Annotated in this window: 14 protein-coding genes; 4 read left to right on the top strand and 10 right to left on the bottom strand. The window is 53.2% G+C overall.

Annotated elements, in window-relative coordinates; all coding sequences use genetic code 11:
• Positions 1 to 6 precede the first annotated feature (6 nt).
• A complete protein-coding gene (locus tag HF650_RS10435; protein WP_187802294.1) occupies positions 7 to 1,263 on the bottom strand; it encodes an autotransporter strand-loop-strand O-heptosyltransferase in 1,257 nt (418 codons plus the stop codon).
• A gap of 1,010 nt (positions 1,264 to 2,273) precedes the next feature.
• Between HF650_RS10435 and pykF the strand changes: the two genes are divergently transcribed.
• Positions 2,274 to 3,686 carry a pyruvate kinase PykF gene (gene pykF / locus HF650_RS10430; protein ID WP_187802293.1) on the top strand — a complete coding sequence of 471 codons (1,413 nt, stop codon included), beginning with the start codon at positions 2,274 to 2,276 and terminating at the stop codon, positions 3,684 to 3,686.
• Between the two features lie 312 nt (positions 3,687 to 3,998).
• The gene (locus HF650_RS10425; RefSeq protein ID WP_006118977.1) at positions 3,999 to 4,235 is read left to right on the top strand and encodes a major outer membrane lipoprotein; all 237 of its coding nucleotides are present in this window, start codon (positions 3,999 to 4,001) and stop codon (positions 4,233 to 4,235) included.
• Between the two features lie 68 nt (positions 4,236 to 4,303).
• Here the strand turns inward: HF650_RS10425 and HF650_RS10420 are convergent, their stop codons facing one another.
• The 7 genes from HF650_RS10420 to sufA all read right to left on the bottom strand — a co-directional run bounded on the left by HF650_RS10420 (position 4,304) and on the right by sufA (position 10,919).
• Positions 4,304 to 5,314, bottom strand: coding sequence for a L,D-transpeptidase family protein (locus HF650_RS10420; protein ID WP_187802292.1), 1,011 nt, complete (start codon positions 5,312 to 5,314; stop codon positions 4,304 to 4,306).
• Between the two features lie 98 nt (positions 5,315 to 5,412).
• Positions 5,413 to 5,829, bottom strand: a complete 417-nt coding sequence (gene sufE / locus HF650_RS10415; RefSeq protein ID WP_187802291.1) for a cysteine desulfuration protein SufE — start codon at positions 5,827 to 5,829, stop codon at positions 5,413 to 5,415.
• A gap of 13 nt (positions 5,830 to 5,842) precedes the next feature.
• Entirely contained in the window at positions 5,843 to 7,063 is a 1,221-nt protein-coding gene (gene sufS / locus HF650_RS10410; RefSeq protein ID WP_187802290.1) for a cysteine desulfurase SufS, read from the bottom strand.
• The gene (gene sufD / locus HF650_RS10405; protein WP_187802289.1) at positions 7,060 to 8,331 is read right to left on the bottom strand and encodes a Fe-S cluster assembly protein SufD; all 1,272 of its coding nucleotides are present in this window, start codon (positions 8,329 to 8,331) and stop codon (positions 7,060 to 7,062) included. Before sufD ends, sufS begins: the two co-directional genes overlap by 4 nt.
• Positions 8,306 to 9,052, bottom strand: coding sequence for a Fe-S cluster assembly ATPase SufC (sufC, locus tag HF650_RS10400; RefSeq protein WP_187802288.1), 747 nt, complete (start codon positions 9,050 to 9,052; stop codon positions 8,306 to 8,308). The genes sufD and sufC overlap by 26 nt, the downstream gene beginning before the upstream one ends.
• Before the next feature lie 17 nt (positions 9,053 to 9,069).
• A complete protein-coding gene (gene sufB / locus HF650_RS10395; RefSeq protein ID WP_187802287.1) occupies positions 9,070 to 10,554 on the bottom strand; it encodes a Fe-S cluster assembly protein SufB in 1,485 nt (494 codons plus the stop codon).
• Positions 10,555 to 10,562: 8 nt separating this feature from the next.
• A complete protein-coding gene (gene sufA / locus HF650_RS10390; protein ID WP_187802286.1) occupies positions 10,563 to 10,919 on the bottom strand; it encodes a Fe-S cluster assembly scaffold SufA in 357 nt (118 codons plus the stop codon).
• Between the two features lie 390 nt (positions 10,920 to 11,309).
• Between sufA and HF650_RS10385 the strand changes: the two genes are divergently transcribed.
• Positions 11,310 to 12,101 carry an alpha/beta hydrolase gene (locus tag HF650_RS10385; protein ID WP_187802285.1) on the top strand — a complete coding sequence of 264 codons (792 nt, stop codon included), beginning with the start codon at positions 11,310 to 11,312 and terminating at the stop codon, positions 12,099 to 12,101.
• Positions 12,102 to 12,567: 466 nt separating this feature from the next.
• A complete protein-coding gene (locus HF650_RS10380; protein ID WP_187802284.1) occupies positions 12,568 to 13,140 on the top strand; it encodes a hypothetical protein in 573 nt (190 codons plus the stop codon).
• Between the two features lie 15 nt (positions 13,141 to 13,155).
• Here HF650_RS10380 and HF650_RS10375 read toward each other — a convergent pair whose 3' ends face one another.
• A complete protein-coding gene (locus HF650_RS10375; RefSeq protein WP_223284298.1) occupies positions 13,156 to 13,512 on the bottom strand; it encodes a hypothetical protein in 357 nt (118 codons plus the stop codon).
• A gap of 55 nt (positions 13,513 to 13,567) precedes the next feature.
• Positions 13,568 to 14,482 carry a kdo(2)-lipid IV(A) palmitoleoyltransferase gene (gene lpxP / locus HF650_RS10370; protein WP_187802283.1) on the bottom strand — a complete coding sequence of 305 codons (915 nt, stop codon included), beginning with the start codon at positions 14,480 to 14,482 and terminating at the stop codon, positions 13,568 to 13,570.
• Positions 14,483 to 14,623: the final 141 nt, after the last annotated feature.

Below are 14,623 nucleotides of genomic sequence, written 5' to 3'. Positions count from 1 at the left end.
CATCCGCTAGGCGGCGTGTTGATTGGGGTCTGCCAATGCTGTTGTTTTGATGCCAAAGGGATTGCTTCGCAGAGCCATCAGCCGACGTAAATGACCGATGACCTGCTTGCCAGTGATAAATCTTGTGCACTCGTACTGCCGGTCCGTGCCTTTGTGGCGCGGACACCAGAAATAGTCCTGATGATCAAAGTTGAGCCGCACGTCATCCCAGCAGCCGTTGCAGACATGGGTATTGATGACGCGCCATGGGGTATAAAATTCGCTGTTTGGCAGGCTGAAGCCACTGATCAGCACCACCGGGATATGGCAGCCCCAGGCAAGCCAGGAGAGACCGCTGCCGAGGCCGATAAAAAACTCCGCGTGCTCCAGCAGCGCCACGCGTTCTGCCAGCGGCAGATTGCCGGTGAAATCCTCCGCGCCGTGGGGGATTTTGTTCCAGACGTAACCGCGCCCGACCACGCGCTCTTTGTCGATACAGAGCACGCGGTAGCCCTGCGCTTTCAGATAGTCGATAACCTCATGCCAGCCGGTGCCGTTATTCCAGAATTTGGCCTGGCTGGTAGATTGGGTAGCGATGCAGACATAGGGTTCAGCGATGCGGCGCGGGGTGTGCTGGCGCAGATCGGGAATGATTTCGGTCGGGTCGACGCCGAGAATATTCCCGGCGGTGCGATGCAGGCCTACAGCACGAAAATCAAAGGGTTGTTTGTCGAGATCGCCGTTAAAAAAGAGGCCAACGCGCCAGCTCGCGTAAGGCGGCGTAGCCACGCCAGGCCCGGCCTGCCAGTTTTCTGGAGTGAAAAAATTGAGCTGCGGATAGACCGGCGCGAAGAGCTCGACAATCGGCTGCGCCAGGGTGCAGTCGACATTGCACTGATAGGTCTGCCGGAAGCGTTCGGCGTAAGGCACCCAGCCGACAAGATCGCCAAGCGTACCGCTGGGAAATGAGACCAGTACCCTTTTACCGCGCATATCCAGCGCATGATCCAGCACGGGCTCCGACTTAACCCTGTCCCACACTCGCAGACGAAACGGCACATAATATTTTTTTGTACTGATGACCCATCCCTGCCCGACATCGTCAGCAAAGAGGATATTTCCCGTTTCGTCATCGCTTATTTCTACCCGCCAGTTACCTTCCGGCAACAGTAAACGGGCACCGTCATTAAAATCATACAGAATACCCATCGGCCCCTGTTGGGTCGGTATTTCTGGCGGTGAAATAAAAGCATATCCATGACCAGCAACAGTGGACGTCGTCATCGCCTAACCTTCATCAAGAGTGAACGCATTTAATAGGGCTGGCGGTAATAATGAGCAGGCACCAGCCGACCTCCGGGAGACATTCTCCGGAATAAATCTTTTTATGAATTTTTGTGACTCATTAAGAGTCGCTTAAGCGTAGTTACGCCGCGCTTTATTGCAAATTATCTCAAAAAGTTAAGATTCAAATATATCAATGACTTAGCATTTAGGCATTTTCACGCTGCGTTTGCAGAAACTAACTAAAACAAAAAGTTAGCCACGCTTAAATGCAAGCGTTTTAGGATTTTCCTTAATCTAAATTTCGTATAAAAACGTGATATTGATTTGGAAATATGAGATATATTTTCGAGATATTGCTGGCTAAATAAACGATATATCCGGCGGGCTTTCTATCGAATGTGATTAAAAAAAATGGCTATCGTGATAATTAATTAAACTGCAAGTAGTTCATCTTTTATCCATTAAATTCCTGAGCAGTAAGCCTGGGTTAACTGTCATATAGAGAACTTTCTTATTGCCAATTCTGTTAGATGAAAGAGAGGTTCGATAATAAAACATATGCGCAGCTGTACAATATTATTGCCGCAAAATCTGCCCGGGCTTACACCGCTGCCAGCTTCACATACAGGCGAAAGGGAACGCCTGCGGCGATGCAACGGTTGCGCAATTATGTGATAACAGTTGCATAACGAAACGATAATGGTGAGCGATTCCTGTTTTGAAACAGCGTTTTTAATTCCTTTCTGCCACTGTGGACGCTATAATGCCGCCATCCTAATTTGAATGGATTCAGCTGATTGAACTGTAAAGCAGATAACTCACATCAATGTTTCCCCAGGCTGGCTGAACCTCAGGCACACATTCCTCTGCACGCTTTTTTGATGTCACCTATCCTTAGTCAGTGGCATCGCTCTTTTCGCAACACAGGTTTGACTCCGGCGCCGTGCGCATCCCGGAGCGTGAATTCCTATTCCTTCTCAACCCAAACTTAAAGACCAGAAACTGTCATGAAAAAGACCAAAATTGTATGCACCATCGGGCCGAAAACCGAATCCGAAGAGATGTTGACCAAAATGCTGGACGCGGGCATGAACGTCATGCGTCTGAACTTCTCTCACGGTGATTATGCTGAGCACGGCCAGCGCATCCAGAACCTGCGCAACGTGATGAGCAAAACCGGTAAGAAAGCGGCCATCCTGCTGGACACCAAAGGTCCGGAAATCCGCACCATCAAACTGGAAGGCGGTAACGACGTTTCGCTGAAAGCGGGTCAGACTTTCACCTTCACCACCGACAAATCCGTGGTCGGTAACAGCGACACCGTTGCCGTGACCTATGAAGGTTTCACCAACGACCTGAGCGTCGGCGATACCGTGCTGGTCGACGATGGCCTGATCGGTATGGAAGTGACTGCCATTGAAGGGAATAAAGTTGTTTGTAAAGTGCTGAACAACGGCGATCTTGGCGAAAACAAAGGTGTGAACCTGCCGGGCGTCTCCATCGCCCTGCCGGCACTGGCGGAAAAAGATAAGCAGGATCTGATCTTCGGCTGCGAGCAAGGCGTCGATTTCGTTGCCGCTTCCTTTATCCGTAAGCGTTCTGACGTGGTTGAAATCCGTGAGCACCTGAAAGCGCACGGCGGCGAAAATATCCAGATCATCTCCAAAATCGAAAACCAGGAAGGGCTGAACAACTTCGACGAGATCCTTGAAGCCTCCGACGGCATCATGGTTGCCCGTGGCGACCTGGGCGTTGAGATCCCGGTTGAAGAGGTGATCTTCGCGCAGAAGATGATGATCGAAAAATGTATTCGCGCGCGCAAAGTGGTGATCACCGCCACCCAGATGCTCGATTCCATGATCAAAAACCCGCGTCCGACCCGCGCTGAAGCTGGCGACGTGGCGAACGCCATCCTCGACGGCACCGATGCCGTGATGCTCTCTGGCGAATCCGCTAAAGGGAAATACCCGCTGGAAGCGGTCTCTATTATGGCAACCATCTGCGAACGTACTGACCGCGTGATGACCAGCCGTCTGGACTACAACAACGACAGCCGCAAACTGCGTATTACCGAAGCTGTTTGCCGTGGCGCAGTGGAAACCGCTGAGAAGCTGGAAGCGCCGCTGATCGTTGTCGCCACTCAGGGCGGTAAATCTGCGCGTGCCGTGCGTAAATATTTCCCGGATGCCACCATTCTGGCACTGACCACTAACGAAGTGACCGCGCGTCAGCTGGTGCTGAGCAAAGGCGTTGTTGCCCAACTGGTGAAAGAGATCTCCTCTACCGATGATTTCTACCGTCTGGGTAAAGAAGTCGCGCTGGAAAGCGGCCTGGCGAGCAAAGGCGAGGTGGTGGTGATGGTCTCCGGCGCACTGGTTCCGAGCGGCACCACCAACACCGCATCTGTCCACGTCCTGTAATAAAGACCGGACTTTCCGACAGATTAAAAAAGCGCCTATACGGCGCTTTTTTTTTAATATTTTTCTCTGAGGATTGAATTAAAAGTTTCAATCGGATTTTGCTATTTAAATCACCCTTTATCTAAGATGAATCCGATGAGAATCAGCTGTTTTAATAGGCGTTTTTAGCAAGTTAGAACAAAGTCGATGCTTCTTTGAGCGAACGAGCAAATTTAAGTGCATTCTCATCAAAAAAATATTCTCAACATAAAAAACTTTGTGTAATACTTGTAACGCTACATGGAGATTAACTCAATCTAGAGGGTATTAATAATGAATCGTACTAAACTGGTACTGGGCGCGGTAATCCTGGGTTCTACTCTGCTGGCTGGTTGCTCCAGCAACGCTAAAATCGATCAGCTGTCTTCTGACGTTCAGACTCTGAACGCTAAAGTTGACCAGCTGAGCAACGACGTGAACGCAGTGCGTTCTGACGTTCAGGCTGCTAAAGACGACGCAGCTCGCGCTAACCAGCGTCTGGACAACCAGGCTCACTCTTACCGTAAGTAAGAGTACCTGTAATGAAAATGGCGCACACTGTGCGCCATTTTTTTTGCCTTCCTTCTATCCTCTCTTACCTACTGCATCATCGCTTCGCTCTGCCCTTCGATGCCCGCAGTCGGCTTAATGCTGTTTTGTACCGACAACACTGCGGTTGACGCAGGGGTGACTTTCCCGCCAGCAACGTTAACCGGATAACCGGCACGACGAGAGAGCGCTTTCTCAATCATCGTACGATCCCCGCCTGCCTGCTCGATAAACGCGCCAAGGGTTGGCGAGAAGACGATGGGCTGCGTTTGCGTGTCCTGTTCAACGGTCTGCGCCAGCGGGCGATGCACTTCGATGTAGTGCTTACCATCAGGCTCTACGGCATACTTCACCGGTTCATTAATGATGGCTACCCGCGTGCCCGCCGCGACCTGAGCAAACAGCGCTTCGATGTCCGGCGCGTTCATGCGGATACAACCGGAGCTTACGCGCAACCCTACACTGTCCTGCGCATTGGTGCCGTGAATCAGGTATTCGCCATTACCAAGCCCCAGACGCATGGCAAAGCGTCCCAACGGGTTATTAGGCCCGGCGGGTACCACTTTCGGCAGCTCCACGCCTCGCTCAAGCGATCGCGCACGGATACCTGCGGTCGGGGTCCAGGTCGGGTTAGGGATCTTCTGGCTAATGCGGGTCACCGACACCGGCGTTTCCAGCCCCTGCTGACCAATCCCAATCGGGTAGACCTGCACGCTGTTTTTGCCCGGCGGATAGAAGTAGAGACGCAGCTCTGCCAGGTTGACGACAATCCCCTCCCGTGGCGTATCCGGCAGCAGCATCTGCGTCGGGATCGTCACCGTCGTACCCGGTGCAGGCACCGGCGCGATAGTATTATTCGCCTCAAGGATCAACATGGCCGCCGTATCAAAATGGCGGGCGATGGCCTGCAGGTTTTTATCGCTGGCCTGTACGGTGTAGGTCTGGTTCTGACCAATCAGCCGACCGCCGTTTGCAGGCAGACTGTACTCCGCCGCATGGGCCAGACTAAGCGTGCTTAATGCACCAAAAAGTGAGAGAAAAAGTAAAGACGCGCGTTTCATGCTGTGTTTCCTGTAATCACTGACAGGTTGTCAGAAAGCTGAAGAATCAGCGAGGCGGCAAGCGCCCCGCGTAAACAGGATAGAAGGGTCTTTTGAGTTTAGCTAAGATTGGCAGCTTTGGTACGGATGGCGCGGATCATCGCTTCCAGCCCCTGCGAGCGCGAAGGGGTTAAGTGCTGCGTCAGGGCGAGTTTTTCAAACCACGGGCGGACATCGAAGGCAATAATATCCTGCGGGGTCATCTGCTGATAGAGGGCGAAGACAATCGCGATAAGCCCTTTGACAATGGCGGCATCGCTGTCGCCGGCCAGCTCGATCACGCCCTCGTCATTTCGCTGCATCACAATCCACACCTGGCTTTGACAGCCCTGAATCAGATTGTCTGCGTTATGCGCTTCAGGGCTCAGCGCCGGTAAGCGCTGGCCCAGCTCAATAATGTAGAGGTACTTCTCTTCCCAGTTGGCGCAGCGGTTAAAGTTGCGCAACAGCTTATCTTTATCGGGTAGTGCGGCCATCTCTTGCTCCCTGTTAGCCCAGTAACTGATGAATACGTTTCAGGCCGGTAACCAGACGATCCACCTCTTCATGCGTGTTGTACATCGCGAACGACGCGCGGCACATCGCCGGGACATTATAGAAGGCCATCAGCGGCATCGCACAATGGTGACCGGTGCGCACCGCAATACCGTAATTATCGAGGAAACTGCCCACGTCATAGGCGTGATGTTTGCCGAGATTAAAAGCAATCACCCCTTTTCTGTCGGCCGGGCCGTAGAGCGTGAGATCCGGTACTTCGCGCAGCGCATCGAGAGCGTAGCGCATCAGCGTCTCTTCATACTCGCCAATCGCTTCCAGACCGAGGCGCGTGACGTACTCCATCGCCGCACCAAAGCCCATAATACTGCCGGTATTTGGCGTACCGGCCTCGAAGCGCCACGGCGCTTTCGCATAGGTCGTGCCTTCAGTGAGGCTGACAGTGGCAATCATCGCCCCGCCCCCTTCCCACGGTGGCATCGCCTGCAAAATATCCTCTTTGGCGTAGAGCACACCAATGCCGGTCGGGCCGTAGAGTTTATGGGCAGAGAAGACATAGAAGTCGCAATCGAGCGCCTGCACATCAATGGCATGGTGCATCACCGCCTGCGCGCCATCCACCAGCACCTTCGCGCCGTGTTGATGCGCCAGCGCGACGACTTCAGCAACGGGGTTCTCGGTACCCAGCACGTTAGAGATGTGGGTGATCGCCAGCAGTCTGGTCCGCGCATCCAGCAGCCCAGGTAATGCCTCCAGTTGCAGGGTGCCATCCTGATTAAGCGGAATAACGCGTAACTCTGCACCAACCCGCTCACAGAGCATCTGCCACGGCACAATGTTGGCATGGTGCTCCATAGCGCTGATGATGATGTTATCGCCCGCGTTTACCTGGCTGTTGCCCCAGCTGTTAGCGACAAGGTTGATCCCTTCAGTGGTACCGCGTACGAATACGATCTCTTCCGGCAGACGCGCGTTGAGGAAAGAAGCGGCCTGTACGCGCACATTTTCCATTTTCTGCGTCGCTTCTGCGCTGAGCGTATGGATGCCGCGATGCACGGCGGCATAACCGTGGCGGAAAAACTCCGCTTCGGCATCGATCACCGCATTCGGTTTTTGCGCGCTGGCGGCGCTGTCGAGATATGCCAGCGGGAGTCCGTTTACTTCACGTTGCAGTACCGGAAAATCGGCACGTACCTCGTTCACGGGAAAACTCATGCTTCGCCCCCTGCAAGACGCTGGCTGATACGCGCCAGAATCTGCTGTTTTAGCGCCTCGTCGCTGATGGCTTCGGTCAACTCAGCGGCAAAGGCATGGATGATCATCTGCTGCGCCGCGTTCTCATCAATGCCGCGCGAGCGCAGGTAAAACATCTGCTCGTCGTCGATGCGGCCAATGGTCGCCCCGTGGCTACACTTGACGTCATCGGCATAAATTTCCAGCTGCGGTTTGGTATCCACTTCCGAAAGACGACCGAGCAGCAGGTTGTTGTTGGTCATCTGCCCGTCGGTCTTAATGGCGTGTTGCGCCACCTTGATCAGACCGTTGAACACCGCCCGCCCCTTACCGCTGACAATGGTTTTATGCAGCTGGCGGCTGTTGCAGTAGCCCTTATTGTGCTCAAGCCAGGTGCGGGTATCGCACACTTCGCTCTTCACCGGCATCGCCAGGCTGTTGATATTGAGCTGCGTGTTTTCACCGTTCAGCTGGGTACTGGTGTTATGTCGCAACACCGCGCCGCCGAGCAGGAAGCTGTGGCTGTCGGCTGCGCCATCGTCGCCGAGCACAATGTCGTTATGGGCAAAGTGGTAACTGAGCGGGTTCTCAAAAGCCAGCTTGACATGGTGCAGCCGCGCATTGGCACCAACCTGCATGGTGAAGCGCGAGCCGGTGAAATGGCTTGCGTCGTTCAGGCTGACATAGTGTTCATAAACCGTCGCTTCCGCGCCTTGCGCCAGTGCGATATGGTGGCGATAGTGCGCCGTGTTCATCTCCTCCCCGGCCAGCCCTTGCGTAACGTGCATCAGCAGCAGCGGCTTTTCCGGGCGCTGGTTGCGCGCGACCTCGATGCGGGTGATACTCTGCGCCAGGCTTTCGGTAAGGTGTAAAAAGACCTCCGGCTGCACCGGCGCAGGCAGGTTTTCACCCGCCTCACTTACCGTCACTGCAAACCCGGAATCAGTGGTGTCGTCGCTCAGCTCCGCGCTGAACAGCCCGTCGACAAAGACCAGCCGCAGCGCATCCACCGGCAGCGCCAGCGCATCACGCTGCGCGGCGTCGAGGGTGGCATTGCTGGCGACAAACTGGCTATTTAACAGGCCATCCAGCGGCGTATATTTCCAGTTCTCATGTTTACGCGTCGGCAGGCCGAGACGCAGCATCTGTTGCAGGTGCTGCTCAGCCGTGGCGGAGTGCGCGCCTCTCTTTGTTTCAAACAGATGGTGCCACTGTTGCAGCGCGTTACTGCTGTTCTGTAAGCCAGCCATAGCCCTGCTCCTCCAGTTGCTTAACCAGCGTGAAATCGCCTGATTTCACGATGCGCCCCTGATACAGCACATGCACAAAGTCCGGTTTGATGTAGTCGAGAATGCGCTGGTAGTGGGTGACGATAATAAAGGCGCGCTTCTCATCGCGCAGCGCGTTCACCCCTTCAGCAACAATCTTCAGCGCATCGATATCGAGGCCCGAGTCGGTCTCATCAAGAATACAAAGCTCCGGCTCCAGCACCGCCATCTGCAGGATGTCGTTCCGCTTCTTCTCACCGCCGGAGAAGCCGACGTTAACCGAGCGGCTCAGCAGATCTTCTGGCATCTTCAGCAACTTGATCTTCTCTTCCATCAAATCCTGAAAATCGAAGCGATCCAGCGCCTCTTCGCCGCGATACTTACGCACCGCGTTCAGCGCCGTTTGCAGGAAGAACTGGTTGCTAACGCCCGGGATCTCTACCGGATACTGGAAGGCCATAAAGACGCCTTCGCCCGCGCGATCTTCCGGTGACAGCTCCAGCAGATCTTTGCCTTTAAACTCCACGCTGCCGCCGGTCACTTCGTAATCTTCACGCCCGGCCAGGGTCGCGGAGAGCGTACTTTTCCCGGAGCCGTTCGGGCCCATAATGGCGTGCACTTCGCCCGGACGCACCTCAAGGTTGAGGCCGCGCAGAATCGACTTATCTTCAACACCAACCTGCAAATCTTTGATACTTAACATTTATTATCCTTTAATTCTTAACCGACGCTGTGTTCAAGGCTAATTGCCAGCAGTTTTTGCGCTTCGACCGCAAATTCCAGCGGCAGCTCGGAGAAGACATCTTTACAGAAGCCGTTAACAATCATGGAGATGGCGTCATCTTCGCTGATGCCGCGCTGCAGACAGTAAAAGAGCTGGTCTTCGCCTATGCGCGAGGTAGTCGCTTCATGCTCCAGCTGCGCGCTGTTGTTACGGCACTCGACATACGGGAAGGTGTGCGCGCCACAATCGGGGCCAATCAGCATTGAGTCACACTGGGTGAAGTTTCGCGCATTGGTCGCCGTCGGCATGATTTTCACCAGCCCGCGGTAGCTGTTCTGGCTGTGTCCGGCCGAAATCCCTTTCGAGATAATCGTCGATTTGGTGTTCTTACCGATGTGGATCATCTTGGTGCCGGTATCCGCCTGCTGATGCCCGCTGGTGAGCGCCACCGAGAAAAACTCGCCAATCGAGTTGTCACCGCGCAGGATACAGCTCGGGTACTTCCAGGTGATCGCCGAACCGGTCTCCGACTGGGTCCACGACATTTTGCTGTTCTCGCCTTCGCACAACGCACGCTTGGTGACGAAGTTTAAGATCCCGCCGGTGTTGTTATCGCCCGGGAACCAGTTCTGCACCGTGGAGTACTTCACCTCCGCATCTTTATGGATGATCACTTCCACCACCGCCGCATGCAGCTGGTAGCTGTCGCGTACTGGCGCAGAGCAGCCTTCGATATAGCTGACGTAGCTGCTCTCATCCGCCACCAGAATGGTGCGTTCGAACTGGCCGGTCTTCTCCGCGTTGATGCGGAAATAGGTCGACAGCTCCATCGGGCAGCGCACCCCTTTCGGAATGTAGATAAACGTGCCATCAGAGGCGACGGCCGCATTCAGCGCGGCAAAGAAGTTATCATTCGAAGGCACCACGGTACCGAGGTACTTCTGCACCAGCTCCGGATGATCGTGGATCGCCTCGCCAAAGGAGCAGAAGATAATCCCCTGCTCAGAGAGCTTTTCGCGATAGGTGGTGGCCACGGAGACCGAGTCAAAAATGGCGTCAACCGCCACCTCTTTGCCTTCACGCACCGGCACGCCGAGCTGGTTAAAAGCCTCTTCGACCTCTTCGGTTAGCCACGCATTGGCGTTGGTTTGCTGCACCGCGCCGGGCTGCGAGGCGCAGGCGTCATCGCAGTTGCCGCAGGAGGGCGCAGAGTAGTAGCTGTAATCCTGGTAATTAAGCTTGTCGTAATGGGCTTTTAACCAGTGCGGCTCCTCCATCTCCAGCCAGGCGTGAAACGCATTCAGGCGAAACTCCAGCATCCACTCAGGCTCGTTACGCTTCGCTGAAATGGCGCGCACGACCTCTTCGTTGATGCCTTTCGCCAGCTCATCCGTGCTTAACCGGGTGAAAAAGCCCTCTTTATAATTGATATTGCCGGTCCAGATTTTGACATCGTCAGTTGCTTCAGTATTACGAGACATAGTACCGCCTATACCCCAAAGCTTTCGCCGCAGCCGCACTCGTGCTGCGCTTTCGGGTTATTAAATTTGAAGATCTGGTTCAAGCCTTCACGCACGTAGTCCACTTCGGTGCCATCGATAAAGGGCATGGCCTGTAAAGGGACATAGAGGCGAGCGCCATCAGATTCGTACAGCAGGTCGTCGTCGTTCGGCTCGCTTACAGTGTCGAGCACATAACCAAAGCCTGCGCAGCCGGTCTGCTTAATGCCAAGCCGTACGCCGAGAAGGCCTGCCTCTTTTTCCGTGAGTGCACGGATATGATCTGCGGCAGCTGGGGTCATGGTGAGACCGCGCCATGCAAAATCGTCGGGGTTAAATGATTCCATCGTGTTACCTCACTTCATCTGAGCTGAAGAGCATAACGCTATGTTAGTGATAATAATTCTCACTTCAACCTCCTGACCGCAGGGTTATTCTCCTTGCGGCCCTTTTTAAAGCGTCTCTATTAAGCATAGACCCTGTTGAAAAGGTGTAGAAGGCGGTGAAGAACTGATTAATAAATTGATAAATAATGGTTTTAGCAAGCGTAACGCCTTAAATCGGCAAAAGCGCAAAAAATGTATAGGAAATGCCTATTTTTATTATAGGAGGGGCTTAAAGATCGCTCCCGGGCGAAGAATAGGATTTTGCAGGCTCCAGACGGGATCGATCTTTTATATGATGAGCACACTTTTACTGTGCCCATTGCTATGGGCGCTCATATAAGGAAAAGAGTGATGCAGACACCATCGAGCCTCTCATACATTGATAGCGGTAGCGGCTATCCCCTCCTTCTTGGCCACAGCTATTTGTTTGATAAAACCATGTGGTCACCGCAGATGACCGCACTCGCTAAGCAGTTTCGCCTCATCGTGCCTGACCTTTGGGGTCACGGCGAATCGCCCGCCCTGCCCGCAGGAAGAAGCACCATGGCCGATCTCGCCGCCGATCATTTACAGATTATGGACGCACTCGGCATTGAGGAGTTTGCAGTTGTCGGATTATCGGTAGGTGGGATGTGGGGCGCTGAACTCGCCGCAATGGCACCGCAGCGGGTTAAAGCGCTGATGCTTATCGACACTTTTGTCGGCAATGAGACGGATGAAGCACGTGAAAAGTATTTCGCGATGCTTAACGCTATCGACGCCGCAGGCACCCTTCCCGCGCCCCTGCTGGAGTATGTCGTTTCGCAGTTCTACTCCTGTCATGCTGACCCGGCTGACGTGCAGGCTCTTACCGCCCGGCTTGGTGCCCTGAATGCAGAACAGCTGCGCGGCAGCATCGTTCCGCTTGGCAAACTTATCTTTGGTCGCCCCGATCGCATGACAATACTGGAGAAAATGACCTGCCCGGTGCAGATCGCTACCGGAGAACTGGATTTACCGCGTCCGCCGCTGGAGGGCCAATTAATGGCGGAGAAATTAGGTTGTGAATTTAGCCTTATTCCCCATGCCGCCCACATTAGCAACAGAGAAAACCCTGAATTTGTCACCCGGCTGATTATCGATTTTTTAACTCGTCATACTTAATCGCCGTTTTTTCTCCCGGGCGCGTTTTTTCTTCAGATGCGCCCGCTCTATTTTTCCTCTGCTGCTGTTTTATTAGCGGCGGTTAGCTCAGGTTTAAACAATAAATGCTTTTAAAAGATAATAAAAAAGCCAGCTGCCATCATCGCAAAGGGATTTCGTGGTGATTTTTTCAGAGAGTATACAAATAAATTTTTCATCTTTTATCAGCGATAACAAGAGGATAAGAAAAACCCAAAACAAACCAACAGATAATAATATGCCGTTAAAAGAAATATCAGGATGATAACGCTAACTGCTTGTATAGATTTAAGCGATCGGTTTTGTGATAGCAATAGCCAAAGGCTATCAAACAGTGACAGATCGATCACTTAAAACAATTTTCAAATGTGATGATTGCGTAGGTAAAATTACAAACTTGTATATTGGAAAAGTCCTGTTCTTTTGAGTAGGGAGCTTAACTAGGGAAATGAGATCAATAATAGTCGATATTTCTGATAAGAAACTTCTCGTAACCGCAGAATTTCTGCCCGTAACCGATCTGGCGGGTAAAAATATTATTTGTTACCAGGCGAGTGCGCGATTTTTTGAATACAGCGAACAGCCCACCCTCCCACGTCCGGTAGAGATAACCTGTGCGCAGCCACCGTGCGTGGCCGATTTTGTTTTTACGTCACTCTGCCAGCTGGCAAAGAAAAAAGAGACGCTCTGTTTCTCTTTTACTCTTCCGCCGCAGCGCATGAACGATACCGATTATCTCGCCACGCTTTATCATCTCTGTACGAGCAATGGTGTTGCGACGGAGCGTATCGAAATTGCTTTCGATGAGCAGATCACGCAAGCGGAGCTTCAGCAGAGCCTGCCCTTTTTGCGCGAGATTAAATCGTACGGTTTTATGCTGGGTCTACAGAATCGTGCAGAGCACCTTCTGCAGAGTCGAGACAGGGAATGGCGAAGTCTCTTTCCTGCTGTCAAAGGCTATGCGTTACCGCGTGCCCTGACCCTTTCACAGTTGCAGTTACTGGAAAACCTTGGCAGTTAACACCCTGCCCACGCCTTACGGTGACGGTGTTTCTTTATCCTGGCTACAGAGAATCGCCTTCTCATCGGTATGGTTTTTATCGGAAAAGAAAAAGGCTTTTGTCCCCGTTCCCAACTGCGTGATGACGTGGATCGCAACCCAGTTTGTTTCGGTATTCTGATCCTGCTTATCGCTGTAAAAGAGCGAACGCCCGGTGTATTGATTGCCGATCTTATAAGGTTTCTCACGCGGATCGCTGTAGTGACGCCCGTTTACTGTAAGTCCGTTGGGCTCCACTTCAACGCTATACTCATCGCAGAGCAGCGTGATGCCGGCTGACCATGAGCAGGCAGAGAAAAGTGCGATGCACCCTGCGGCAATAACCCTGATCATAATCTCTCCCATAGTGTTAAACGGCAAAACGCCCCTGAAGGGGCGTTAATTAAGATTAGCTGTAAAGCGAAGGCTCGCCGAGCGGGCGCGTTTTGAAACGCCGGTGGATCCATAAATATTGTTCCGGCGCACGCAGGATTTCACGCTCAATGACCCGGTTCATATAGCTGGCTGCGGCAAACTCGTTATGCGCAGGATAATCATTCAGCGCCTGCCCGATGTGCAGCGAGTAGCCGGAGCTATCCTCTTTGCGCACCATCGTCACGGTCAACATTTTCGCGCCGGAGAGGCGGGAGAGCACAAAAGTGCCGTTAGTGGTTGCCGCATCTTTCACCGAGAAGAACGGCGCGAAGCTGCTGCCTTTACGCCCATAATCCTGATCCGGAGCAAACCAGACGGCTTCGCCCTGCTTGAGCGCTTGCACCAGCCCTTTCAGGTTGCGGCGATCGATCATGGATTTATTAGACCGCATGCGTCCGCGGGTTTGCACCCACTCCATCACCGGGCTGTTATGCGGGCGATAGGTTGCCATCATCGGCTGACAGAGCCCCATCACGCGGCCACCCAGCTCCAGCGACATAAAATGCACACCGACAACCATCACACCCTGCCGGCTGGCCTGAGCGGCCTGTAAGTGTTGATAACCGTCAACGTCAAACCAGCGGCGCACGCGTTTATCCGACCAGAACCAGGCCATGCCGGTCTCAATCAGACCCATGCCCAGCGAGACAAAATTTTTGGCGATAAGGGTTTCGCGTATCTCGTCGCTCATATCAGGGAAGCAGAGTTCGAGATTACGCTTTGCGATCTTCTCGCGGCGTTTGAGGAAGCGGCGTGATTGCCGTCCCAGACCGGAGCCAAGACGCGAAAGAAGAGGATAAGGAAGTTGCACCAGCAACCAGAGAACCCCTAAACCAGCCCAGGTGAGCCAGTAACGGGGGTGTAGAAAAGCCAATTTAAATGCCGTCATTCATCAATCCTTCAAGCCTGTATCCAGTAGCGCTTAAAGAGACAATGAAAAACTTCATCAGGTCATTACGCGTTACAGCCATTCGCTTGCTTCAGAGCGCAAGCGTTACATCCCGTAGCGCGCAATATAGCACGGAGTGCA

The sequence above is a fragment of the Kosakonia sp. SMBL-WEM22 genome, assembly GCF_014490785.1.
Taxonomy (GTDB): domain Bacteria; phylum Pseudomonadota; class Gammaproteobacteria; order Enterobacterales; family Enterobacteriaceae; genus Kosakonia.
The sequence above is the reverse complement of the archived record's forward strand: the minus strand, read 5'-3'. Positions and strand labels throughout refer to the sequence as shown.

Bases quoted from the DNA above. Each gene is read 5' to 3' on its own strand.
- HF650_RS10380 (WP_187802284.1), top strand. From the start codon at position 12,568: ATGAGATCAATAATAGTCGATATTTCTGATAAGAAACTTCTCGTAACC.
- sufE (WP_187802291.1), bottom strand. From the start codon at position 5,829: ATGGCCGCACTACCCGATAAAGATAAGCTGTTGCGCAACTTTAACCGC.
- HF650_RS10425 (WP_006118977.1), top strand. From the start codon at position 3,999: ATGAATCGTACTAAACTGGTACTGGGCGCGGTAATCCTGGGTTCTACT.
- pykF (WP_187802293.1), top strand. From the start codon at position 2,274: ATGAAAAAGACCAAAATTGTATGCACCATCGGGCCGAAAACCGAATCC.
- HF650_RS10375 (WP_223284298.1), bottom strand. From the start codon at position 13,512: ATGATCAGGGTTATTGCCGCAGGGTGCATCGCACTTTTCTCTGCCTGC.
- HF650_RS10435 (WP_187802294.1), bottom strand. From the start codon at position 1,263: ATGACGACGTCCACTGTTGCTGGTCATGGATATGCTTTTATTTCACCG.
- HF650_RS10420 (WP_187802292.1), bottom strand. From the start codon at position 5,314: ATGAAACGCGCGTCTTTACTTTTTCTCTCACTTTTTGGTGCATTAAGC.
- sufD (WP_187802289.1), bottom strand. From the start codon at position 8,331: ATGGCTGGCTTACAGAACAGCAGTAACGCGCTGCAACAGTGGCACCAT.
- sufS (WP_187802290.1), bottom strand. From the start codon at position 7,063: ATGAGTTTTCCCGTGAACGAGGTACGTGCCGATTTTCCGGTACTGCAA.
- sufC (WP_187802288.1), bottom strand. From the start codon at position 9,052: ATGTTAAGTATCAAAGATTTGCAGGTTGGTGTTGAAGATAAGTCGATT.
- sufA (WP_187802286.1), bottom strand. From the start codon at position 10,919: ATGGAATCATTTAACCCCGACGATTTTGCATGGCGCGGTCTCACCATG.
- sufB (WP_187802287.1), bottom strand. From the start codon at position 10,554: ATGTCTCGTAATACTGAAGCAACTGACGATGTCAAAATCTGGACCGGC.
- HF650_RS10385 (WP_187802285.1), top strand. From the start codon at position 11,310: ATGCAGACACCATCGAGCCTCTCATACATTGATAGCGGTAGCGGCTAT.
- lpxP (WP_187802283.1), bottom strand. From the start codon at position 14,482: ATGACGGCATTTAAATTGGCTTTTCTACACCCCCGTTACTGGCTCACC.